20 protein-coding genes are annotated in these 23,092 nt (G+C 69.5%); 7 read left to right on the forward strand and 13 right to left on the reverse strand.

From position 1 onward, the window contains the following. Positions 1 to 11: 11 nt before the first annotated feature. Together RM572_RS01370 and dacB are read right to left on the reverse strand one after the other, a co-directional pair. Positions 12 to 275, reverse strand: coding sequence for a hypothetical protein (locus RM572_RS01370; RefSeq protein ID WP_311671410.1), 264 nt, complete (start codon positions 273 to 275; stop codon positions 12 to 14). A gap of 119 nt (positions 276 to 394) precedes the next feature. Next, entirely contained in the window at positions 395 to 1,990 is a 1,596-nt protein-coding gene (dacB, locus tag RM572_RS01375) for a D-alanyl-D-alanine carboxypeptidase/D-alanyl-D-alanine endopeptidase (RefSeq protein WP_311671411.1), read from the reverse strand. Between the two features lie 227 nt (positions 1,991 to 2,217). On the opposite strand from dacB, the gene RM572_RS01380 reads away from it, so the two are divergent. After that, positions 2,218 to 3,018 carry a hypothetical protein gene (locus RM572_RS01380; RefSeq protein WP_051308272.1) on the forward strand — a complete coding sequence of 267 codons (801 nt, stop codon included), beginning with the start codon at positions 2,218 to 2,220 and terminating at the stop codon, positions 3,016 to 3,018. A gap of 58 nt (positions 3,019 to 3,076) precedes the next feature. Here the strand turns inward: RM572_RS01380 and RM572_RS01385 are convergent, their stop codons facing one another. After that, positions 3,077 to 3,475, reverse strand: a complete 399-nt coding sequence (locus RM572_RS01385; protein WP_311671412.1) for an ATP-binding protein — start codon at positions 3,473 to 3,475, stop codon at positions 3,077 to 3,079. 196 nt (positions 3,476 to 3,671) lie between these two features. Between RM572_RS01385 and RM572_RS01390 the strand changes: the two genes are divergently transcribed. Together RM572_RS01390 and RM572_RS01395 are read left to right on the forward strand one after the other, a co-directional pair. Then, positions 3,672 to 4,520, forward strand: coding sequence for a helix-turn-helix domain-containing protein (locus RM572_RS01390; protein ID WP_311671413.1), 849 nt, complete (start codon positions 3,672 to 3,674; stop codon positions 4,518 to 4,520). After that, positions 4,517 to 4,738, forward strand: a complete 222-nt coding sequence (locus RM572_RS01395) for a DUF397 domain-containing protein (protein WP_311671414.1) — start codon at positions 4,517 to 4,519, stop codon at positions 4,736 to 4,738. Before RM572_RS01390 ends, RM572_RS01395 begins: the two co-directional genes overlap by 4 nt. Before the next feature lie 15 nt (positions 4,739 to 4,753). On the opposite strand, the gene RM572_RS01400 is transcribed toward RM572_RS01395, so the two are convergent. Then, positions 4,754 to 5,194, reverse strand: a complete 441-nt coding sequence (locus RM572_RS01400) for a VOC family protein (RefSeq protein ID WP_311671415.1) — start codon at positions 5,192 to 5,194, stop codon at positions 4,754 to 4,756. A gap of 208 nt (positions 5,195 to 5,402) precedes the next feature. Between RM572_RS01400 and RM572_RS01405 the strand changes: the two genes are divergently transcribed. The 3 genes from RM572_RS01405 to RM572_RS01415 all read left to right on the forward strand — a co-directional run bounded on the left by RM572_RS01405 (position 5,403) and on the right by RM572_RS01415 (position 6,748). Next, positions 5,403 to 5,690 carry a hypothetical protein gene (locus tag RM572_RS01405; protein WP_311671416.1) on the forward strand — a complete coding sequence of 96 codons (288 nt, stop codon included), beginning with the start codon at positions 5,403 to 5,405 and terminating at the stop codon, positions 5,688 to 5,690. A 243-nt stretch (positions 5,691 to 5,933) separates the two neighbouring features. Next, the gene (locus RM572_RS01410; protein WP_311671417.1) at positions 5,934 to 6,266 is read left to right on the forward strand and encodes a plasmid mobilization protein; all 333 of its coding nucleotides are present in this window, start codon (positions 5,934 to 5,936) and stop codon (positions 6,264 to 6,266) included. Between the two features lie 29 nt (positions 6,267 to 6,295). After that, entirely contained in the window at positions 6,296 to 6,748 is a 453-nt protein-coding gene (locus tag RM572_RS01415; RefSeq protein ID WP_311671418.1) for a hypothetical protein, read from the forward strand. Positions 6,749 to 8,774: 2,026 nt separating this feature from the next. Here RM572_RS01415 and RM572_RS01420 read toward each other — a convergent pair. From RM572_RS01420 to RM572_RS01455, 8 genes are all read right to left on the reverse strand, one after another. Continuing rightward, positions 8,775 to 12,086 carry an RHS repeat domain-containing protein gene (locus tag RM572_RS01420; RefSeq protein WP_311671419.1) on the reverse strand — a complete coding sequence of 1,104 codons (3,312 nt, stop codon included), beginning with the start codon at positions 12,084 to 12,086 and terminating at the stop codon, positions 8,775 to 8,777. A gap of 200 nt (positions 12,087 to 12,286) precedes the next feature. Beyond that, the gene (locus RM572_RS01425) at positions 12,287 to 12,787 is read right to left on the reverse strand and encodes a hypothetical protein (protein ID WP_311671420.1); all 501 of its coding nucleotides are present in this window, start codon (positions 12,785 to 12,787) and stop codon (positions 12,287 to 12,289) included. 652 nt (positions 12,788 to 13,439) lie between these two features. After that, complete coding sequence (locus tag RM572_RS01430) at positions 13,440 to 14,435, reverse strand: ArsA family ATPase (RefSeq protein ID WP_311671421.1); 996 nt, start codon at positions 14,433 to 14,435, stop codon at positions 13,440 to 13,442. After that, a complete protein-coding gene (locus RM572_RS01435) occupies positions 14,426 to 14,710 on the reverse strand; it encodes a cory-CC-star protein (protein ID WP_027763782.1) in 285 nt (94 codons plus the stop codon). The genes RM572_RS01430 and RM572_RS01435 overlap by 10 nt, the downstream gene beginning before the upstream one ends. Next, the gene (locus RM572_RS01440; RefSeq protein WP_311671422.1) at positions 14,707 to 16,407 is read right to left on the reverse strand and encodes a carbon starvation CstA family protein; all 1,701 of its coding nucleotides are present in this window, start codon (positions 16,405 to 16,407) and stop codon (positions 14,707 to 14,709) included. The genes RM572_RS01435 and RM572_RS01440 overlap by 4 nt, the downstream gene beginning before the upstream one ends. A gap of 502 nt (positions 16,408 to 16,909) precedes the next feature. Next, on the reverse strand, positions 16,910 to 19,681 hold the full coding sequence (gene ppdK, locus RM572_RS01445; RefSeq protein WP_394813488.1) for a pyruvate, phosphate dikinase: 2,772 nt from the start codon (positions 19,679 to 19,681) through the stop codon (positions 16,910 to 16,912). Positions 19,682 to 20,139: 458 nt separating this feature from the next. Beyond that, the gene (locus tag RM572_RS01450; protein ID WP_311671424.1) at positions 20,140 to 20,781 is read right to left on the reverse strand and encodes a hypothetical protein; all 642 of its coding nucleotides are present in this window, start codon (positions 20,779 to 20,781) and stop codon (positions 20,140 to 20,142) included. Then, complete coding sequence (locus tag RM572_RS01455) at positions 20,778 to 21,197, reverse strand: isomerase (protein ID WP_311671425.1); 420 nt, start codon at positions 21,195 to 21,197, stop codon at positions 20,778 to 20,780. Before RM572_RS01455 ends, RM572_RS01450 begins: the two co-directional genes overlap by 4 nt. A gap of 130 nt (positions 21,198 to 21,327) precedes the next feature. Here RM572_RS01455 and RM572_RS01460 point away from each other — a divergent pair, with 130 nt between their 5' ends. Then, the gene (locus RM572_RS01460; RefSeq protein ID WP_311671426.1) at positions 21,328 to 22,116 is read left to right on the forward strand and encodes a helix-turn-helix domain-containing protein; all 789 of its coding nucleotides are present in this window, start codon (positions 21,328 to 21,330) and stop codon (positions 22,114 to 22,116) included. Between the two features lie 57 nt (positions 22,117 to 22,173). Here the strand turns inward: RM572_RS01460 and RM572_RS01465 are convergent, their stop codons facing one another. Then, the gene (locus RM572_RS01465) at positions 22,174 to 23,085 is read right to left on the reverse strand and encodes a Gfo/Idh/MocA family protein (RefSeq protein ID WP_311671427.1); all 912 of its coding nucleotides are present in this window, start codon (positions 23,083 to 23,085) and stop codon (positions 22,174 to 22,176) included. Between the last annotated feature and the right edge of the window lie 7 nt (positions 23,086 to 23,092).

Here is a 23,092-nt window from a genome sequence, read left to right on the forward strand (position 1 = left end):
CGGCGGGGGCGTCAGCGCGAACAGTCGCGCCCGGGTTCGCACTGCCAGCCCGAGAAGCCGCCCTCCTGCGGATGCTCCAGGGCGTGGTCGAACTGGATGAGGCCCCAGGCCACCCAGGCGAGGAAGGCGACGCAGACGGCGAGTCCGGCCCACAGGGCGTACTGCTTGCCCCGGCTGCTGGGACGCGGTGTGTCGCGGTCCGCCGGCTCGTCCCCACCCCGCCTCTCGGCGGCGTCGGCCGCGCCGGCCGCCCGCGGTTCGCCGGGCTCGCTCATGGTTCCTCCCCCCTGGCCGTCGGCTCCGTGCCGAACCTACCGGCCGACGGGCCCACGGCGAACGGGCCGGCCGCCGTCTCCCGACGGCGGCCGGCCCGTTCGTGTGCGGGAGGGAGCCGTCAGCAGTGGCGCGGCTTGAGCCAGGAGCACTCCACGTGGGCCGGGGGTTCGCCGTTCCGCGCGGTGGGCGGGGTGATGCGGCGCGTGCCGTCCTCGCCGTGCGAGGCGAGGGTGACCGCGATGGCGTCCTCGATGCTCTTCACGGAGGAGGCCAGGTAGTTGTTGAGGAGGATGCTGAAGACCAGCTCGCGGCCGTCGGCGTCGGTGACGTACCCGGAGAGGCCCGAAGCACCGGTCAGCGAACCGGTCTTGGCGTGGACGTTGCCCGCGGCCGGGGTGTCGCACATACGGGAGCGCAGTGTGCCGCCGACCATGCGGTCGGACTCGCAGGCGACGGGCAGCGAGGCGTACCACGCGTCGAACCAGGGCGCGTCGCGCACGGAGACCAGGAGCTGGGCGAACTCCGCGCTGGGGATGTTGTTCATCCGGGACAGCCCGGAACCGTCGACCTGGCGGAGGGTGGAGGTGTCGACGCCCTCCTTGGCGAGGTAGTCCTCGATCGCGGACAGACCGGCGTCCCAGGTGCCCTCCCCCGCGACCTCGTGGCCGACGGCCTTGGTCAGCACCTCGGCATGGTTGTTGTTGGACAGCTTCATGAAGGGGACCAGCAGGTCCTCCAGCTTCATGGAGTCGTGCGCGGCGAGGACGTCGGCGTCGTCGGGCGCGGCGCGGCCGAAGCGGGTGTCGCCGTGGACGCGGACGCCGTGGTCGGCCAGCGCGTCGGCGAAGACGGCCGCGGCGAGGCCGGTGGGCTCCCACACGGCCGTCCAGGAGCGGGTCGGGTTCGCGCCGACGGGGATGTCGCCTTCGATGACGAGCGTGTTGTTCCCGTGCTCGCGGTCGATGGAGAGCGTGTCGGTCTCGCCCTCGGCGACGGTGGTGCCGCGCACGTCGACCGTCACGTAGTCGTTGGGCGGGGTGACCGTGACCTTCGGTTCGTCGCCGGGTTCGTCGCCCGGTGCGGCCTCGACGTAGACGGTGCCCGCGTCGTAGTCGGTGTCGGGGGCGACGGTGAGCGGTGAGATCTGCGAGGAGTAGTACGCGGACTCGTCGTCGGCGGCCCAGGAACGGCCGAGACGCCGGTCGTCGAACCGGGTGTCGTCGGCGACCAGGTCGCCGAACACGTGCTTGATGCCGGAGTCGGCGACCTCCTCGGCGAGCTTGTCGTAGTCCTCGGCGAGGATCGTCGGGTCGCCCGTACCGCGCAGGTAGAGGTCGCCGCGCAGCACGCGCCCGCGCTGCCGCCCGTCGGCGAGGACGTCGGTGCGGAAGCGGTGATCGGTCCCCAGCAGTGCGGTGGCGGCCACGGAGGTGGCCAGCTTCGTGTTGGAGGCGGGCATCAGCCGGTCGCCCGACTCGTGTGCGTACAGCACGTCGCCGCTCTCGGCGTCCTGCACGACCACGCTCGCCGCGCCGCCGTCGAGGCGTTCGTCGGCGAGGATGCGGTCGATCGCGCCCTGCAGCGCGGCGCCCTGCGGCGTGTCGGTGTCGGCGCCCGCGGGCGGTCCTCCGCTCAGCGTCAGCGCCAGCCCGGCGGCCACCACCCACACTCCGGCACGTGTACGGGACTTCAGCCCGGAACCTGGTCTCGTCATAGCTCGCCAGCATCCCGGACGTCGGCGCCGCGCGACAGATGCGGGACGCACCCGGGTTACACCCGAGGCGGCCGGAGAGTGGGGGTCTCCTTCGATCCCGCCGCACGGGCGGGATCGCGCAGCCGGAGTCGGCTGTACCGTCCCGTCGCGCCTGGCGCCCCGGCTGCGCCCGGAACGCCGCCACGGCACGGAAGGCACTTCCCCTCAGCCATCCCTCAAGGAGAGACGTGAAACGTCATCTGCTGCGCGGCCTGCTCGCGTCCCTGCTCGTCCTCTTCACCGCGATGATGTCCGGTCCCGCGCAGGCCCAGGCGGCCGGAGACGGAGACGGCGACGGCCTCGACGACGCCCTGGAGGACACCCTCGCCGCCCGGCACTTCCCCTGGGTCTGGTTCGACAGCGGCGAGGACTCGGGCTGCACCGACCCGGCGACGAGCAGCAACCCGGGCACCGCGCTGGCCCGGGTCAGACCCCACCCCGCCGACCCCGGCAAGATCGCCATCATGTACACGATCCTGTACCGGCAGGACTGCGGCGACTGGTTCGGCGGCGGGCACTCCGGCGACGTCGAGCCGTTCGCCCTCACGCTCGCTCCCCGCGCCGACTGCCCCAACGGCTACGGCGCCTTCGCGCTGAAGACGACCGCCCACCAGGGCACCGCCTTCGAGCACACCGACGAACGCCTGCTGGGCAACGACTGCTCCTGGGGCCGGGACGCCGGCGGCTCGCCCTACGTCGCACGGATCTACTCGGCCGAGAACAAGCACGGCAACTACGCCTCGCTCGGCTCGTGCGAGGACGGAGCGCTGGGCAACGACCACTGCTCGGAGAGCTTCACCCGGCAGTACGCGGTCCACAACGTGGGCGAGGACGGGGCACGGCGCATCGACGAACTGTCCGGCCACCAGTTCCCCGGCGAATACGCCTGGTCCCCGGTGCCGTTCAGCGGCAGCCTCGACCGCGGCAGCGACGCGGGCATGATCCGCACCAAGCTCCTCAGCGACGGCCTCCTGGCCCGGGGCTTCTGACGCACCCGCCCCATCCGTGTGTGGGGGCGGCAACGAGGTTGCCGTCCCACACATGCCCTCACCGGGCCGAGCGGAGATTCAGCTCGGCCCACACCGTCTTGCAGGGCGCGGGCCGGAGTTCGACGCCCCAGCGGTCGGCGAGGGCCCGGACGATGACGAGTCCGCGACCGGTCTCCGCCAAAGCGTCAGTCCTGCGGGCCGGGCCGGGCGGCAGCCGGTCGAACCGCGCGTCGACCACCTCGACGCGAAGCCGTTCCGCGTCGTCGAGGGCCATGCGCAGCCGGAAGTCGCGTCCCGGCACGCGCCCGTGCTGGACGGCGTTCACGGCCAGCTCGGCGACGACGTGCGCGACGGCACCGGAGGCGACGGAGTCGTAGCCCCAGCCCCACTCGGCGAGTTGCTGGACGGAGAGCCGACGTGCGAGCCGGGCGCCACGGCGGGTGGCGGACAACTGCACGGAGAACTGACGACCCGTTACGGGGGAACTTTGACGATTCACGTCACCCAGCGTGTCCGTCCGCCTCTACGGTGAACAGTGATTCCGCCCGTACGCACGGTCACCGTCCGGCTGCCGTCCGGTCGTTGTCCGGGCTGCACAGCGTGACGGCATGCGGGCAGCGGCGGTTGAGCACAGCCGGGACATGGAGGTGGGCATGGAGGACGGGACAGAACACCCGCCCGGAGGCGCGGCGTGGGACGAGGACGACACGGCGGCCGTCGTCCGGACGGTCGGCAAGCTGGTGAAACTCTGCCGGGAGCGGTCCGGCATGACGCAGGCCGAACTCGGTGCGGCCATCGGGTACAGCCTGGAGCAGGTCTCCTCCGTCGAGCGCGGCCGACGGGTGCCGAAGCCGGAGTTCCTGAGCAAAGCGGACGAGGTGCTGCACGCGGACGGCTTGCTGACCGCGCTGCAGAAGGACGTGGCCGAGGCCCGGTACCCGAAGAAGGTGCGCGACCTGGCGAAGCTGGAGGCCGACGCGGTCGAACTCGGCGCTTACTCCAACCACAACATGCACGGTCTGCTGCAGACCGAGGAGTACGCGCGTGCTCTGTACGGCATGCGCTGGCCCGCCTTCTCCGAGGAGCAGATCGACCAGCATGTCTCTGCTCGCATGGCTCGGCAGGAGGTCATCCGGCGCTCGCAGCCCCCCACGCTGACTTTCATCCAGGAAGAGGTGACGCTCCGCCGTCCGATCGGGGGCAGTATGGTCCTACGTCGACAGCTCGAACACCTGTTGGAGGTCGGGCGGCTGCGTCATGTAAGCATCCAACTGATGCCGACGGGGAGGGAGGAGCACGCAGGGATGGCCGGCGAAATCCGGTTGATTAGGCTGAGCGACGGCACCACCTTGGGGCACTCGGAAGCCCAACTGTCCAGTCGTGTGATCTCAACGCCCAAAGACGTGCACATCCTGGAGATGCGCTATGGGTTCCTGCGAGCTCAGGCCCTCTCACCTCGCGAATCCGTGTCCGCAATCGAGAAGATTCTGGGAGAGACATGACGCTCAGGACCGGCGCTGCCGAGCACGAGTCCACTCCAAAGTGGACGAAGAGCAGCTACAGCAGCAACGACGGACCTGACTGCATCGAGGTCGCCGCCGCGACCGACGCCGTGCACGTGCGGGACTCCAAGGACGTCGCGCGTCCCGGCTTCACCGTCTCCTCCGCAGGCTGGACGGCGTTCACCGCCTACGCAGCGCGCCAGGAAGCCCGTTCCTGAGGACAAGGCCCCGGCTCAGCCGATCTGTTCGGCCAGGGCGACGATGATGCCTGCGGGGCCGCGCAGGTAGCAGAGCCGGTACATGTTCTCGTACTGCGCCACCTCACCCAGGAGTTCGGCGCCGTGGGCCCGCAGACGGACGAGGGTGCCGTCCATGTCGTCGACGGCGAACATGACGCGGTGCAGGCCCAGCGTGTTGGGCGGAGGGTTCTCCGGCCCTGCGCCGGACAGCTCGGGTGCGTGGTACTTGGTCAGTTCCAGCTTGCTGTGGCCGTCCGGGGTCCGCATCATCGCGATCTCGCTCCGGATGCCGTCGAGTCCAACGCTGAGGTCAGCGAAGCCTCCCTCGATCTGCGCCCGGCCCTCCAGCTCCATGCCGAGTGCCGTGAAGAACTCGACGGCCGCGTCCAGGTCTTCGACGACGATGGCGACGTTGTCCATCCGTTGAATGCTCATGCCGCCGAGCATATGGACAGATGTCAGGCGGCGCGCTGTCCGCCACACGAGCGCGCGCCTCACACAGAGGGAACGTTCGGGTACCGTCCCCGCTCCCGGGGACACCCCTGCACTTTCCCGGCCGGCACATGAATTGTCGGCGGCCCGGTGTACGTTCCTACCGCCTTTCGAAGTTCGCCATTTCTCGCACTAGCAACCGAGGTACGTCATGACCAGATCCAGACTGCTCGCTCTCGCCGCCCTGTTGATCGTCCTCGGCGTGGGACTGATGGTGTGGGAGCCCGAGGGACCGGAGGCGGAGTGTGCCAAGGACTCCAGCGTGACGTCGGGCTTCGTCGACGAGGAGAAGGGCTGCCCCATATCCATCGAGAGCTACAACCGCATCCGCGAGGCCGAGTCCGGACCGCAGTGGGACAACATCGGCGGACTGGTCCTGGTCGTGGGCGGCCTGACCGCCGGCGTCGTCGGCCTCGTACGGAAGCCGCGCAACGGCTAACCGGTCTCCTCGAAGCCGCTGAGCGCTTCCGTCACGCATTGCGAGCGCGGGCGACCCGCGTCGCGCGTATCGCACACTCGCCCGGCGGCGTCGCCCGCGGTCCCGCAGCCTCGGGGCGGCTGCCTTGCGGTGGGGGCGGGCTACCCGGGGAAGCGAAGCGGAGGGGGCCGACGGCAGGGCGCGCCCCATGCCCTCCGCGTGCTCACACTGGCACTGCCGTCATACGCGTATTACGATTCTTTCATGGCGAAGACGCGCATCACCATCAGTCTGGAGAACGACCAGGCCGAACGCATCAAGCAGCACGCGGAACGGGCTGGCATGGACGTCTCGGCCTATGTTCTGCATGCCGCAACACTCCAGATGGCGGAGAGCGACGCCATAGAGGCACAGTTCGCTCAGGTCGACGCCCTCATCGCCCAGGCTGAGCGGGCAGCGGACGGGCTGTCCCCCGACTCCGCTCCGGAGCCGACCGCAGCACTGACCGAGCAGGAACGCCGCGAGGTCGAAGCGGCCCTGGGTCTGGTCCAGGGCCTGGACCAGACCCAGGGCCGCCGCCCGGGGCATGCCGCGTGAGCGCGCGGGTGCCGGTGTATGACACCGGCATGCTCATTGCCCTCGCCGACCGCAAGGCGAAGGCCGTGGCTCTCCACGAAGGACTGCGTTCGGTCCCGCACCGGGCGCTCGTACTCGGACCGGTCCTCGCCCAGGTGTGGCGCCCCCAGCCGGCCTTGGTACACGCTCTCTCCGGAGTCCTGAAGGACTGCACGATCCCGCAGGCCCGTACGTCCGAGCCGCCCATGCGGGAGATGAAGGCCGGCCGTCCGGAGTGCCTGGCCTGCGCGACCGGCCCGGACCTCGCAGACTGGCGGCGTATCGGTACCGCTCTGGGGCAGGCCTCCCTGGCGGCTAAGAAGCGGCCGGACGCAGTGGACGCCTGGGTGGCCCTGGCAGCGGCACGGCACGGAAGCGCGGTGATCTTCACCACCGACCCGGAAGACATCCACGCCTACCTGGCGGTCCTCGCACCGGCAGACGTACATGTGGTCGCCATCTGAAGGCTGCATCGTCAGGGCGCTTCCCGCGAGAAAGCTGTCGATGACCTGGGGCATCCCCCTGACTCAAAATTCCTCCTACTCACCCCACAGCGGATCGTGATCTGTCGCGACTAGACCATTAATAAGACTCGGCCACTCAGAACCGCAAAGTTGATACCCCAGCACCGATGGGGCTCAGAGAAAGCACAAGAGTCGACTCTTGGATCAAGAGTGCTTGAACTGAGGTAGATAACGCCAGGACGTCATTTTCTCGAATTTCCACGTTTGTGAAATATGAGGATGCCCAAAAGCAAGAGAGCCAAGGTCGTCAGCACCACACAAGACCACCAGACGGCTGGGAGATCAAGCGCGTTTGGCGACATCGCAATAAGTGCGGCTGTTGAGATAGATGCGATGAAGGCGAGGACGCCTACCCAACTCTTTTCCGTCATCGACTCCTTCTTTCGACACCTGTTACAGTAACTGCTGACAGGATTGCAACATGCCTACTGGAGCGCAATCCAGCCATCGCCGTGCTCGCCTCAGGTGATGAGCAGCACCACGAGGCTGATTACCACGAGCGCTACAGCGGAGAGACCCATCACTCTATTTCTTGCTTCTTCGGGTGTCCCGCTCCGCCATGTACTTCACCAGCACGGCCATCATCGTCAGCAGCGCAAGGGCGACGAATGCGTAGCTCAGCTTATCCATGCTTATCACCCCCTAGCCTCAGGGAAAGGCACGCTCCGGCTACGGAAAACTTTGCCAGCCCGCAGATAGACTGATGCCGCCCAGCACAGGCGCCCCCTCCATTCTGGTGGTGTGACGGTGATCCCCTCTCAAAAGCCAGATAGGAAAGGGAACTGATCGCCCGTGGAGATCACCCCGTCGACCCTGGAGCCATTCGACCCCGCAAAACCCCAAGACTGCTACCGCTATAAGCCCCAATGAAACGAAGGGAACGAAGAAGCGCGCAAACTTCTCTTGCAGCCTAATTCCTCGCTCCCCAAAGAATGCATAGTGGCTCGCCGTTGAAGCGTCTATCCATTTCTTGCGAAAGATGAATACCAGAACTCCCCCAATCAGGGGGAGGATGAACATAATGCGTTCCATCTGTGGTTTCTCTCCTTGCGTGCCGGGAATGACGGGCCGCGCCGCCACCCCTGACAGAGCTCTCGTGTCTCCCTGAGCGAGGTGTATCCCTCCCTGAACAAGGTCACCAACTGCTCCCAGAATGTCCCACGAGGAAAGTCCCGTTCCTGGCCCGAGAGGTCGGGTTCGGTGAACCGGCCGGTGCGGCTGTCGTGGTAGCGGTCATTCTCATTTATTTTCTGCCCTACGGCTGCGCCGCCCAGAAATCATTAAGGGCGGCGCAACTGCGAATTCCAGTTAGGGGATGAAGCATCTGAGACCGGATTCGCGACCGCTGGAGCGAAATGCTCCACCTAGCCGAGCGAAGGCAGTAGGCTAGGTTAGCTTGCGACGTCGTCGCGCTAGTGCGAGTGTCAAAATGCCACTACAGAGGAAGAAAATTGGCGCTACCCCAAAGGGAATTCCAGGCTTACCGGAAGCTGCCACAGCAAGCACTATTCCACCCATCAATAGCGCTCCCACAAGTTGCAGATAGCCCAGCATTCTTAACGGGCTCCCATCTTGTAGAGGTGGGTGGGGTCGTGGTAAGTGCCGGTGAAGTGGTAGGGCTGCGGCACCTGTTCGCTGCTGCCGGCGCGGAGGGAGCCGCGGGGCTTGTAGTCGTAGGCGTTGACCTTGTTACCGGACTCGTCGGTCAGAGCGACGACGGAACCGAGAGCGCTGGAAGCGCTTGCGCTGCAGTTCCCTTCAGCTTCTGCTGTTTTTCTCCCTCAGGAAGGTGACTAGCGCGCCAGCGACTGTTCCGGCGCTTCCGAACAGAATCGCTGCTTGCCAGACAGCACCTTCCAACAGGCCGATGGCTGTTGCCAGGCTGCCGGCAGCAGCGGCTAGTGCACCGGAGGCCAGGACTGGAGCGACAGCGCGCTTCAAGCGTTGCATTCTGTAGGCGATCCCATCAGGAGGTGGGGAAGATCCACGCGGCTATGCCCGAGGTCGCGCCTCCGGCCATTCCGCCAAGAGTTCCGTTCTTGCGTTCAGCTGCCGTCCCGCCGGCGAGGGTCGAGCCCAACGCGCCGCCACCCGCTCCCCATAGCGCTCCGGTCACCATCGCGCCCGCGACGCAGGTGATGCCCGCAGTAAGTGCGCAGGAACTGGCCACAAGGGCAATTCCAGCGGCTCCAGCCAAGGTGCCCGTCACGATGCCCACCGAATCGGCGAAGCTGAACAGGCCGCTCGGATCGATCCGGTTGATGAAGTCGCCTTGGGCGTAGAGGTAGGGGTTGGTCTCTTGGCCGCTGGGGTCGGGTTGGGTGAAGCGGCCCGTGCGGCTGTCGTAGTAGCGGGCTCCCATCTTGTAGAGGTGGGTGGGGTCGTGGTAAGTGCCGGTGAAGTGGTAGGGCTGCGGCACCTGTTCGCTGCTGCCGGCGCGGAGGGAGCCGCGGGGCTTGTAGTCGTAGGCGTTGACCTTGTTACCGGACTCGTCGGTCAGAGCGACGACGGAACCGAGGGCGTCGGTCAGGTAGTAGTAGCTCTCCCCGCCGCGCGTCATGGAGTTGAGTGTGCCCGCCGGCTCGCGAACGAACCCGGTGGTGACGCCGCCCGTCGTCTGAGCGGACAGACCCAGCGGAGTATTGCGGAACGTCGTGTCACCGAAACGCACACGTTCGGCGTTGCTGGTGCCCGCGTACTCCGCGGTGTAGGTGGCGCCGTCGTGGGTGATCTCGGTGAGCTGGTCGTAGGCGGAGTACTTCTCACCGGTCCGGGTGTCGGCCGTCGTCGGCGCACCGGCAGTTTCGTTGCCGGCCTCGTCGTAGGACCAGCCCGAGCCCTCCCCGTTCTTCGCGGTGAGCTGGGAGGCGTCGTTGTAGGTGTACTCGGTACCGCGAGGACACCCCTCGGTCACGCCCTGGGAAGTGACGTTCCCCGCCGGGTCGTAGCAGTACTGCCAGCCCGCCACCTTCTCCGAACCGTCCTGCTCCTCCGCATAGGACAATCGGCCCGCCGAGTTGTAGCTGTAGGTGTAGTCCAGACCCGTGACATGGTCGGTCTTCGCTCGGATCTTCGTCCCGTCGACCGTCTCACCGCCCTCGGTGCGGGAGTAGTCGTAGGACAGATCGACCAGGGTGCCGACGTCGGAGGTGGCGGTGATCCGCTGCGGACGTCCCGAATCGTCCAGATCGATCTCCTGAACGGTGCCACCGGGATAGGTGGTCTTGGTGCGCTCGCCGTTGCTGTTGTGGTCGAAGGTGGTGGTCTTGCCGTCCGGCGCGGTCAGGTCGGTCAGACGATTCGCGGCGTCATAGGTGTAGTCGGTCTCGCCGCCGGCGTCGCGGTAGTAGTCGAGGTTGCCGTTCGGGGTGTAGGCCAGCACGGTCTGCGAGCCGTCCTGGAGGGTGCGCACCGTCTCGCGGCTCAGGTCGTCGTAGGTGTATCCGGTGGTGCCCGTGGTGTCGGTGCGGGAGGTGCGGTTCCCGTCGTCGTCCCAGGTGTAGACGATCGCGGCGCCGGTCTCGGGCTCCACGCGGGTGACGCGGTCGCGGTTGTCGTAGGTGTAGGTGAGGGTCTGCTCGCGGCCGTCGGTGACGGTCTTCGTCCGGCCCAGAGCGTCGTAGGTGTAGGTCGTGTCGCCCTTCGGCTCGGGGGGATCGACCGTGGTCAAGTCACCGTCGCCGTTATAGGTGAAGTGCGTCGTGGGAGCAGACTCGCCGTCCTTGTGCGGCTGCTCTGCCGTACAACGCTGACCGTCGAAACCGCCGCAGTCGGTGTCGGAGTCCTGGTAGGTGAACTCCCGGCTGCCGCCGTCGTCGCCGGCGACCGCGACGGAGAGGGTGTTGCCTTTCGTGTCGTAGTCGTAGTCGGTTTGTTCGCCGTCCGGGGTGGTGATCGTGCCCGGCAGGTCGGCGCCCGAGATGGTCTGGTAGGCGCTGAGTGAGGTGGTGGCGCCGGTGGGCAGTTCTGCGGAGGTCATCGCGCCGCGGTTGTTCCAGCCGAAGGTGGTGGCGTTTCCGGGGTCGCCGCCCACTCCCATGGCGTCGGTGGCGGTCACCACGCTGTTGTCGGCATTCCATTCGGCGCTGCGTTCGTGGCCGAGGGGGTCTTCGGTCTTGCGGGTCCGCCAGCGGGAGTCGACCGTTTTGAGGGTGTGTTCACCACGGGGGCCGGTGATGCGCACCACGCCCTCGCCGGGCGAGCCGGGCTGCGGCAGGACCCAGCGGAAGGCGGTGGTGGGCCCGGTTCCTTCGGCTTCGTCGGTGACGCGGGTGATCGAGCCGACGCGGTTGGTGTCCCAGGTGAAGGTCGTCCGCCGGCCTTCCGGAGTGGTCACCTTCGTGAGCCGGTGGGAGGCGTCGTAGTCGAAACGGGTGGTGGCACCGGCGGTGTCGGTGAACGAGGCCAGGTCCGGCCCGTCCCAGGCGTAGGTGGCCTCCCGTCCGGTGTGGTCGGCCACCTTCACCAGGCGTCCGTCCTGATGGGTGAAGGTCAGCTTCCGCCCCGAGACACCCGTCATGGTGCGGGTCAGGCCACCGTCGTAGGCGAAGGTGGTGGCGTTGCCGTTGTTGTCCTCGATCCTCGAGACCCGCGCCGCGGTGCTGATGTCGTCGTCCGGACGGGTGAAGGTCGTCTCGCGGCCGCTGCCGCGGTCGGTGAGGGTGAAGGTCTTGCCGTCCGAGGACTCCTCCAGGTCCTGCCGGTACCCCGGAGCCGGGGTGAGGTCGTCGCCGTCCCGCTCGAAGACGGCGATCGTGCCGCTGGGGCCCTGGACGTAGACGGCGCCGGAGTTCGGCTCCCGCACCAGATAGTCCGCGCCCGTGGAGGACTTCCAGGAGGTGTTCAGGCCGTTGTAGGCGTGCCCGAACTTCAGCCCCCCACCCGGTCCGGGGTCGGCCACGTCGAAAGCGGTCAGCGTGAGCAGCAGGTTGCCGTTGCCCACGTTCACCTGCGCGGCGACCGCGTCGGTCAACTGCGCCTGATGGAAGTCCGACCAGGGCACCTTCCCCGTGCCGATGCCCTGGAAGGAGGACTGCAGGATGCCTGCGGTGACCGTCGGCCGCTTACTGCCGGGCACGCCTATCGGCGTACTGGTCGGCGCCTTGGTCACTCCTTGCGGCACCGGCGGCGGGTCGGCGGTGAACACCGACCTGGCCGGTGACGCGGTCTGGTCTGCCGCCGCCGTGGCGGGCACCAGCGCGACGACCGTGGCCGTCGCAGCGGCGACGGACACCGCCGCCAGACGGACCCGGCGTCTACGGCGCCGGATAGCGGGCATGCCAACATGCATGTGGGACTCCCCCAACTGTCGCAATCGGATGGACCGGGACGTTCTATGGCGGGTGGTGCCGTGCCAGCGGCACCACCCGCACCCCTTGCCTTCTCGCTCAGAGACCTGAGGGCCCGGCGCAAGGGAGACCGGACCAGAACACACCGCTCCGTCGGGGAGCCGGAGTGTTCCTGGACCGGAAGCGGCTCTCAGCAGCGCTTCGAGGTGCGCGCCGGGTAACCGCCCTGCTCACCAGGCACGGTCAACACGCCGTCGCCCGAGGTGCACTCCTCGACCGTGTCGGCGCCACCGCTCCAGAACTCCTGCTCGTGCGTGTCGAACGTGGTCTGTGCGCCGACCACGTACTCCCGCTCGTAGGACCACACGCCCACCGTCAGGTCGAAGGTGATGTCCTTGTCGAGGAAGGACTTCCACACCCACACGTAGCCGTAGTTCTCGTTGCACTCCGGCGAGTAGAACTGCTTCACCGAAGCGATCTCCTCGCCCTGCCGGTAGGCATAGGACGTCGTGCCGATCTGGTAGGCGTCCGCACACACCCCCGCCGCCTGCGCCCGGACGCTCGCCGGGTTTCCCGCCTCGGTCGCGGCCGACCCCGACGCCGGAGGCTGCTCGGGCTCCGGGCCCGAACCCGCCAGCGCGACGCCACTGCCCATCAGGGACAGCACCGCGCCCGCGGCGACCGCGGACACCGCCCTGCCCCACGGCAGCGGCCTTCGCCGACACGGGACCGCGGGCACACCACCGGCGAACCCCCACACGTTCGCGACGCGGGCATGCCGAACAGACGTGCTCAAGGCACGTGTACGCATACGCTTCCCCCCAAGGAAGTGTCAGTCGACGGCCTCCCCTGACCGCCTGACCCGCACAACATTCCACACCTCTGCACACCGCGCGCCGCATATACGGCGCCCCAGGCTCAAACGTGCGAGAACAAGCCCCGCCGGGGGACGTCCTCTGCCTGCACTGATTGCCGGGAGGCAATGGTTGCCCGGCGCCACAACGAGCACTGCAGACCGGACAGTTGGCCGAATAGGTCCCCCGGTATGTGAGGGAACGGCACATGTGCGGTGCGGCGCGCCCACCGCTGAAGCCGCCGTCGCGTCGCTGGTCCCGGCCGTCTGTCGTAGCGCCCACGCGCGCCACCGGGCGCTACGACTACCGGCATCGCCCACGCGCGAGCACCGTCGAACACGCCAGGCGGGCCCTGCTTCCACTGCCGCTACTCCGAGGAGCGCTGGAGCGAGGCGCTGCGCGCGCAGGTGCGTCCGCATGTGGCCTGGGTGCTCGCCGAGATCGACCGGCTGAGCCCTCGGGACGCACGGCCGTAGGACACCTGGGGCCTCATGCAGAGGCGTTCCCGAGATGGTCGGCCAGGGTGGCGAGGGCTTCGGGGCCGACGAGGTCGCCCGGGAGGAGCGGGACGTCGAGGAGGGGGACGTCCGGGAGACGGTCCCGGAGGCGGGCGAGGTGGGCGTCCTCCTGTTTCCGCCGCTGGGCGAGGAGTTCACCGGCGTCCGCCGGGGAGCGGCGGTTGGCGACGAGTGCGGTCACCTCGACGCCGAGGCCGGTGAGCTTCTCCTGCACCTCCAGCGTCTCGGCGATCGGGAGGGGTTCGGCGGTCAGCACGAGTACGAAGGCCGACTGCGCCGGGTCCGTCACCACCTCGCGCAGCCGGGCGAAGCGGTCGCGGCGGCGCAGCAGGATGCGGCGCAGCTCGGCGTCGCGGTCGGGCTCCTCGTCGCCGCCGAGTCCGCGCAGCGCGGCGCCGAACCGTTCGGAGCGGTCGCGGTTGGCGAGCAGGGTCTCGGTCCAGGAGGTGAGCTGTTCGGGCAGGGCGAGCAGCCGCAGCGTGTGGCCGGAGGGGGCGGTGTCGAAGACGACCAGGTCGTAGGAGGCGTCCCCGAGTTGCACCGCCTCGGCGATCCGTTCCAGGACGGCCGACTCGTGGGTGCCGGGGGCCTGCCGGGCCAGGTCCAGGTGGCGGGCGGCGGGTCCGTGCATCCGTTCGGGGAGCAGGCGCCGCATCGTGGCGGAGACGGCGGACAGGTGCTGGGCGACCGTACGGTCCGGGTCGATCTCCAGCCCGTCCACGTGGCCCCCGGTCTCCCCTGCACCGGAGGATTCGGCGAGGCGTACGGGCTCGTCGCCCACCGGGCGGTCCCAGAGGTGGCCGAGGTTGTGGGCGGGGTCGGTGGAGACCAGCAGCACGCGGGCGCCCGCCCGGGCACGGCCCAGGGCGAGCGCCGCGGCGACGGACGTCTTGCCGACGCCCCCCTTGCCGCCGACGAAGACGACCCGGCGCGCGGCGAGGAGGTCCAGGGCAGGGCCTAGCAGCATCCGACGTGCTCCAGGGGTGAGCGGTCCATGCCCATGCGGCGGTGCCAGGCGTGGAAGTCCTCGTAGAGGGCGGGCATCAGCTCGGCGGTGTAGTACGCCGCCGGGTCCGGCACGCCCAGGGCCTCCGCGAGGACGACCATCCGGAAGAGGTCGTCCTCCTCGCGCCGGGCGCGGGCGAAGGTACGCCGGTAGGGACCGGCGTAGAACTCCTCCAGCCCGGCCCGGAACGCGGACCAGCGGGCCCGGAACGAGGCCCGCCGGGACGTCGTCGTCACCCCTTGATCTCGGCCTTCTGCGTCGCGTCGGCGTCCAGGGCCTCCGGGGGCTCCTGGGAGGCCTTGCGCATCGCGACGACGGCTTCGAAGGCGACCCACACGGCGGCGACGATGATGACGAGGTCGATGACCAGCAGCAGCCAGTCACCGGTGTCGTAGAAGTCGCCGAGCTGCACGAGGGCTGCCCAGAACGCCATCACGAACACGAAGGCGAGCGGCACCAGCGCGGGCACCGGGTTGCGCCGCTTGCGGATCAGCATGACCGCGACGATGGACAGGGTCAGCGAGGCCAGCAGCTGGTTGCTGGTGCCGAACAGCGGCCAGATGCGGAGGCCGCCCTCGCCTCCGGCGCCCTGGCTGAAGGTGAGTCCCAGACCGACGCCGACGGCGATGAGGGTGCCGACGCCGTTGTTGATCTTCACCTTCGCGACCTCGCCGGCCTCCTGGACGACGAAGCGCAGCAGGCGCACGCCGGTGTCCATGGTGGTGGCGGCGAACAGGATCGCCATGGTGGCCAGGACCGTCGCGCTGAGCGAGACCGGCAGGCCCAGGCCGGCGTTGAGGATCGCGCCGCCGCCGTCGACGAACGCCGTGACGCCGCCCTCGCCGAAGGCGCTGTAGACGGCCTCCCAGTCGGCCAGGGTGCGGTAGCCCGCGATGGCGGCGATGATCGCGCCGAGCGCGAGCAGGCCCTCGCCGACCGCGCCGAAGTAGCCGACGAAGCGGGCGTCGGTCTCCTTGTCGAGCTGCTTGGAGCTGGTGCCGGAGGAGACCATGCCGTGGAAGCCCGAGATGGCACCGCACGCGACGGTGACGAAGAGCAGCGGCATGAGGCCCGGAGTGCCTGCGGGCACGGCGTCGTTGAGGGCCGGGGCGACGACCGTCGGGGCGCTGAGCAGCACCGAGCCGAACAGGATGCCGAGGCCGACGAAGAGCTGGACGCCGTTGATGTAGTCACGCGGCTGGAGCAGCACCCACACGGGCAGCAGGGAGGCGATGCCGGCGTAGACGAAGAGCGCGAGGATCCAGAAGGTGGCCGGGGACATGCCCAGGATGGGGTCGGGCAGCTCCACCGGGACGGCGTCGCCCAGCAGGATCAGGCCGTAGAGCGCCGCGACGCCGACGACGGTGACCAGGCCGAGGCTCATCTTGTAGCGGTAGACGGCCTGGCCGACCAGCAGGGCGACCGCGACGGCGCCCCAGGCGGGGATCACGGCGGAGGGGGTGGAGATCAGCAGGTTCTTGATGACGACCGCGAAGGCCGCGACGACCATCAGGAGCAGCAGGAAGATCACGACGAGGAAGAGGTTCGCGCCCCGGGCGCCGATGTAGCGGCCGGAGAGCGCGCCGATCGAGCGGCCCTTGTTGCGCGCCGAGGCCCACAGGGCGCCGAGGTCGTGCATGCCCGCGAAGAAGACGGTGCCGAGGGTGACCCACAGGAACGCGGGGACCCAGCCCCAGATCACGGCGACGGCGGGGCCGACGATCGGCGCCGCTCCCGCGACCGAGGTGAAGTGGTGGCCCCACAGCACGAACTTGTTGGTCGGGACGTAGTCGACGCCGTCCTGCATCTCGTGCGCGGGGGTTCTGAAGGACGGGTCGAGCTTGTAGACCCGGTTGGCGAGGAACTTCGAGTACAGGAGGTATCCGCCCGCGAACATCGCGAGGCCGATCAGGAGCAGCGGCAGTGCGTTCATAGGAGATGCCCTCGGGGGTCGGGGGGACGGAGCTGAAAGCCCGCGCGGCGTGTGCGCCGGGCAGGCAGACGGCGGGGGCCGGGAAGAGCGGTCCTCACCGGCGGGGGAAGGCCGGGCCGGAACGCCTCGGCGGCACAGCTCCTCCTGTGCACGCCGTGGTGGGTGCCATCACCGCGTCCGCCCTCATTGCCGGATCTGCCGGTGATGACCGAATGAAGGTTCGAGTCATTGCCCGTTCATGCTAGGGACCGAACCCGCAGATGAGGAGACCCCGGGGGTGATCGATGCGCGGTGCAACCAGCATCTCGCAACCCCTTTTGTCCCATTTGCCGTCATTGATGACACTTCGTCCGGTATCCCGTCGCCCCGCGATGGCCCGGCGCGGGCATGGCGGAGGGGGCGGTGCCTTCCGCACGAGGCACCGCCCCCTCCTTCGGTCCCGGAACCGGCCGGCGTCGGTGAGGGTGAAGAGAACGCCGACGGCCCCGGAAGCGGCTTCCGGTCAGCCGCCGTTGGCGGCGGCGCGGCCCGCCTCCAGGCGGGCGACCGGGATGCGGAACGGCGAACAGGACACGTAGTCCAGTCCTGCCTCGTGGAAGAAGTGCACGGACTCCGGGTCGCCGCCGTGCTCGCCGCAGACGCCGAGCTTGAGGTCGGGGCGGGTGGCCCGCCCTGCCTCGACCGCGTTGCGGACCAGCGAGCCGACGCCGTCCTTGTCGATGGTCTCGAACGGGGAGACGCCGAAGATGCCCTTCTCCAGGTAGGCGGTGAAGAAGCTGGCCTCCACGTCGTCCCGGCTGAAGCCCCACACGGTCTGCGTGAGGTCGTTGGTGCCGAAGGAGAAGAAGTCGGCGCACTCCGCGATCTGTCCGGCGGTCAGCGCGGCGCGCGGCAGCTCGATCATGGTGCCGAGGGTGAGGCCCAGCGAGGTGCCGTAGGCGCCCTCGACCTCGGCGATGACCTCCTCCGCCTCGTCGCGGACGATCTCCAGCTCCTGCACCGTCCCGACCAGCGGGATCATGATCTCGGCGCGCGGGTCGCCCTTCGCCTGGGTCTTCCGCTCGGCGACGGCCTCCGCGATGGCGCGCACCTGCATGGTGAACAGGCCGGGGATGACCAGGCCGAGGCGGACGCCGCGCAGGCCGAGCATCGGATTCTGCTCGTGCAGGCGGTGCACGGCCTGGAGGAGCCGCAGGTCGTTCTCGTTGTGGTCCTTGCGGGACTCGGCGAGGGCGACGCGTACGGACAGCTCGGTGATGTCCGGCAGGAACTCGTGCAGCGGCGGGTCGAGCAGCCGCACGGTCACCGGCAGGCCGTCCATGGTCTCGAACAGTTCGACGAAGTCCGCCTTCTGCAGCGGGAGCAGCGCGCCCAGGGCCTCTTCGCGCTCGTCGTCGGTGTCGGCGAGGATCAGCCGCTCGACCAGCTCGCGGCGCTCGCCGAGGAACATGTGCTCGGTGCGGCACAGGCCGATGCCCTGGGCGCCGAAGCGGCGGGCGCGGCCGGCGTCCTCGGCGTTGTCGGCGTTGGCGCGCACCCGGAGGCGGCGGACGCGGTCGGCGTACGCCATGATCCGGTGCACGGCCTTGACCAGCTCGTCGGCGTCGTCGGCGCCCGCGTGCATGCGGCCCTCGAAGTACTCGACGACCGGCGACGGCACGACGGGCACCTCGCCGAGGTACACCTTGCCGGTGGAGCCGTCGATGGAGACGACGTCGCCCTCCTCGACGACCGTCCCGGCGGCGGTGGTCAGCCGGCGGCGCTTGGTGTCGACCTCCAGTTCCTCCGCGCCGCACACGCAGGTCTTGCCCATGCCGCGGGCGACGACGGCGGCGTGCGAGGTCTTGCCGCCGCGGGACGTGAGGATGCCCTCGGCGGCGAGCATGCCGTCGAGGTCGTCGGGGTTGGTCTCGCGGCGGATGAGGATGACCTTCTCGCCGGAACGCGACCACTTGATGGCCGTGTACGAGTCGAAGACGGCCTTGCCGACGGCCGCACCCGGGGAGGCGGCGATGCCCCGGCCGATGGTGTCCAGCTCCACGTCGGAGGCGAAGCGCGGGAACATCAGCTGCGCGAGCTGCGCGCCGTTGACGCGACGCAGCGCCTCCGCCTCGTCGATGAGGCCCTGGTCGACGAGCTGCGTGGCGATGCGGAACGCGGCGGCGGCCGTGCGCTTGCCCACGCGCGTCTGGAGCATCCAGAGCTTGCCGCGCTCGATGGTGAACTCGATGTCGCAGAGGTCGAGGTAGTGGTTCTCCAGCCGCTCCATGATGTCGAGGAGCTGGTCGTACGACGCCTTGTCGAGCTGTTCGAGGTCGGCGAGCGGCACGGTGTTGCGGATGCCGGCGACGACGTCCTCGCCCTGCGCGTTCTGGAGGTAGTCGCCGTAGATGCCCTGGTGGCCGCTGGCCGGGTCGCGGGTGAAGGCGACGCCGGTGCCGGAGTCGGGGCCGAGGTTGCCGAACACCATGGAGCAGATGTTGACGGCGGTGCCGAGGTCGTGCGGGATGCGCTCCTGGCGGCGGTACAGCTTGGCGCGGTCGCCGTTCCACGAGTCGAAGACGGCCCGGACGGCGAGGTCCATCTGGTCGCGCGGGTCCTGCGGGAAGTCGCGGCCGGTCTCCTTGGCGACGATCGCCTTGAACGCGTCGACGAGGTTCCGGAGTTCGGAGGCCGGGAGGTCGACGTCGGTGCGGGCGCCGTGCGTCTTCTTCGCCTCGTCGAGGGTGTCGGAGAACAGCTCGCCGTCGATGCCGAGCACGGTCTCGCCGAACATCTGGATCAGGCGGCGGTAGGAGTCCCAGGCGAACCGCTCGTCGCCGGACTGGGAGGCGAGCCCCTGCACGGAGGCGTCGGACAGGCCGATGTTGAGGACGGTGTCCATCATGCCGGGCATGGAGAACTTGGCGCCCGAGCGGACGGACACCAGGAGGGGGTCGTCGGCCTGGCCGAGCTTCTTGCCCATCTTCCGCTCGAGCGCGTCGAGGTGGGCGCTCACCTCGTCCCGGAGAGCCGGGGGTTCGGCACCGGAGTCGAGGTAGACCTTGCACGCCTCGGTGGTGATGGTGAAGCCGGGCGGCACGGGGAGGCCGAGGTTGGTCATCTCGGCGAGGTTGGCCCCCTTGCCGCCGAGCAGGTCCTTGAGGTCCTTGTTGCCCTCGGTGAAGTCGTAGACGAGCTTCTGACCCTGCTGGGGTGGTGTGTTCACCGCGTGTTCCGACACGGGACTCGACTCCTCGCGAACGGTTGCCCTGACGGCGGGGAGCGTACCCATTTCGAAGGCACAGGAGTACGTCCATCGGTACGCCATGTGGGTGTGACCACCCGTTTGCCGAGTGATCAAAAGTGACCAGCCGGTATGAGTGCGGGGAGGTCACGTTCATGAAGTGAACTGATGACAACGCTGAGCACACACATCTTCGCCCTGTGTGCCGAAATCAGAAACTTTTGGACGAGAAGGCTTCAGGTTCGTAACCAAGGAACAGTAAAGCCGGGGGCCGCTCATTAGGGATCTGACGCTCACATTTGAGCGCTCATGTGAGCGCAGCATCTCTCAAGGTGGCGAGAATCACGCCCTGCCGGGGTCGGATTTCCACGATGCGGACACGTTTTCAGGCCACGCGAGGCGGACGGGTTCCCGACCGGCGAGCACGGGGTGAGTGCGACCCGGCCGTCGCGGTGAGCCGCGATCCGCCCTCACGGGCCACGGCTCACCGCGACGGCGGCGCGGAGTCACGACGGCACCGGGAGGCCCTCCCGGCGGGCGTAGGCCGCCCGGCACGCCTCGGCGCAGAAACCGAGAGTGTCGCCTCCCTGCTCGAGCGTGACGGCGCGCTTCCCGAGCGTGACCCGCATCCCGCACATCGGGTCGACCACGACGCCCTCGGGGACATCGGGATCCCCTGCGGTGTACGACGTCCGGAACTCCTCGGTCATGTACCCGACCACGTCGTCGGCCGTCATGGACGTGCCGTTCAGCCCGATGCTGCCGTCGGCGATGCCGACGATGTTGATCCACAGGTCGCCGCCCGTCCGCGCCCGGCCGCGAACCGCGTCCAGCCGGCGCACCGCCCGCCGGATCCGGCCGATGAAGGCCCTCGACGTCTCCTCACGCCAGGCTTCGGGCACGCTCATCGTGATCCACAGCGGTGGGGCGGCGGCCGGGTCCCACGGCCCGTCCCCGGTGTGCCAGGCGGCGAGCTCGCGGAATCCGACGTGGGTCATGGTCCGGGCGCGGCGCAGCGTCGCCTCAGGAGCGTCCGCGCCGGCGGTGGCGCCGTCACCGACCAGGCCGGCGATGATCTCTCCCGCGAGGAGTGCGCGGTCCTCCTCGCCGAGCGCACCGGCGGGGTGGCTGATCTCGATGAGGTTCACGATGCCTCCTCTGCGTGAGCGCGCGCGTCGAAGCCCTCCGGGGCGCGGTCGAGGAACGCCGTGACCGACGCGATGCGGCCGGAGGCGTCGACGACGAGCACGTCGGTGCCCTCGGCGAACGACGCGCCGCCGACGACGAGCTCCCAGCGCAGCCGGGCGCGGTCGTGGTGCGTGTCCGGTTCGGTGCGGGCCCGCAGCTCGTAGGCTCCGGCCTCCTCGCGGAAGTGCCGGGCGAAGGCGGCGAGCTCGCCCACGCCGGTGCGGATGCCGACCGGTGTCACGGAGGTGACGTCGTCGGCGAACACGTCGGCGCCGAGCTGCTCCTGCTGGCCGGGCGGGGCGTTCCAGAAGCGCAGGTACCGCGCGACCGCGTCGGTGAGCGGGGCGGGGGTCGGATCGGTCGTGGTCCGGGTCATCGTTCTTCTCCAAGGTCTCCGCCGCTCCGGACGGCGGCGTCGTTCCTGCAGCGTCCGCGCCGACGCTGCGCCCTGTCGATTACCTCGGAGGTAGTTGCCCGACGCCACGGCGGTCGGCACCCTTCTTGCCATGACAGTCGCTCAGGAACCCGTGGGGAGCCTCGTCCGGCGCTGGCGCGAGCGGCGTGGCCGGTCCCAGCTGGACGTGTCGATCGCCGCGGACCTGTCCGCCCGGCACCTCAGCTTCATCGAGACCGGACGCGCCGTGCCCAGCCGGACGATGATCGACCGGCTGTGCGCGGAGCTCGACGTCCCGCTCCGGGAGCGCAACGCCTTCTTCCTCGCCGCCGGGTTCGCCCCGGCGTACACCGAGCGCCCGTGGGACGACCTCGGCGTGGCGCGTGCTGCGGTCGATGCCGTGCTCGCCGGTCACGAGCCGAATCCCGCGCTCGCGGTGAACGTCCGCTGGGAGATGCTCGCGGCCAACCGGGCGATGTCCGCCTTTCTCGGCGGCCTGACGGGGGTGCTCGCCACGCCGCCGGTCAACGTGCTGCGGGCCACGCTGCACCCCGAAGGGCTGGCGCCCCGGCTGCGCAACTACGCCGAGTGGCGCGACCACACCGCCCGCCGGGTACGCCGCCAGCTGGAACGTACGGCGGCCGACGGGCTCGCCGAACTGCTGGCCGAGATCGAGTCCTATCCGGTGCCTTCCGGCGCGGACGTGGACACCGGGGGCCTGGCCGACGGCCTGATGGCGCCGATGGTCCTGGCCGGTGAGACCGGGGATCTGCGCTTCCACTACGCGCTGACCGTCTTCGGGGCTCCGCGCGACGTGACACTCGACGAGATCGCGATCGAGACCTTCTTCCCGGCGGACGAGGCGACCGCCACGGCTCTCCGGGCCCTGGCCCCGCACTGACTCCCGTGGGCGGCCGGGCGGGCACGCGAGCGCACCGTCCTCCGTCGCGGGGCGGCGTCAGGCGACGAGTGCCTGCTCCAGGAGTTCCTGGAGGCGGAGGCCGCGGTGGGCGTCCAGCGGGGAGGTGCGGCCGGTGCGGACGGCGGCGGCGAACTCGGCGCGCAGCACCGGCCAGCACTCCTCGTGGTCCAGTTCGGCCGTGTCGTAGACCAGTTCCGGCCCCGGGCCGAGGAGTTCGACGCGGGTGCGGGCGCGCGGGAGGTTCACCGCTCCCGAGAGGGACGCCTGGCTGACGGCGCCGTTCTCGTGCTCGCAGGTCAGCTCGATCCACCGGCACGGGTCGCCCGTGCCGCGCACGGTGGCGATGCGGCCGACGGCCTCGTCGAGGAGGTCGAGCAGGTGCGGGCCGAGGTCGAGCAGCGCGCCGTGCTCCAGGCGCCAGGCGGTGGCCAGGTCGCCGCCGAGGAAGGCGCCGTGCAGGTAGCAGGAGCGGGCGCCGGCGACCTCCGCGCCGGCCGCGCGGCGGAGGAAGTCGCGGGTCGCCGGGTGGTACCGCTTGGTGAGGACGAGCTGCGAGACGACGCCCGCTTCGGCGACGGCCTCGGCCACGCCGCGTGCGGTGTCCAGGTCCGGGCCCAGCGGCTTCTCCAGCAGCAGGGCCTTACCGGCCCGCGCGGCGCGCGGCGCCAGTTCGGCCTGGACGGCGGGCGGGACGGCGAAGGCCACCGCCTCGCACCGGCCGAGCAGTGCGTCGAAGCTCTCGGCGACGTCCGCGCCGTACGGTCCGGCGACCTCCCGGGCGGCCTCCGGCCGCCGTGCCCAGACGGCGGTGAGCTTGGTCTCGGGGCCGGCGGCGAGCATCCGGGCGTGCATGGCGCGCGCCCACGGCCCGGCGCCGACCAGGCCGACGCGTACGGGCTCGGGGGCACGGCAGGCAGTGTCGGCGGTACGGGGGGCGGTGTCGGGCATGGGTTCC

It is taken from the genome of Streptomyces hazeniae, assembly GCF_031845485.1.
Classification (GTDB): Bacteria; Actinomycetota; Actinomycetes; order Streptomycetales; family Streptomycetaceae; genus Streptomyces; species Streptomyces hazeniae.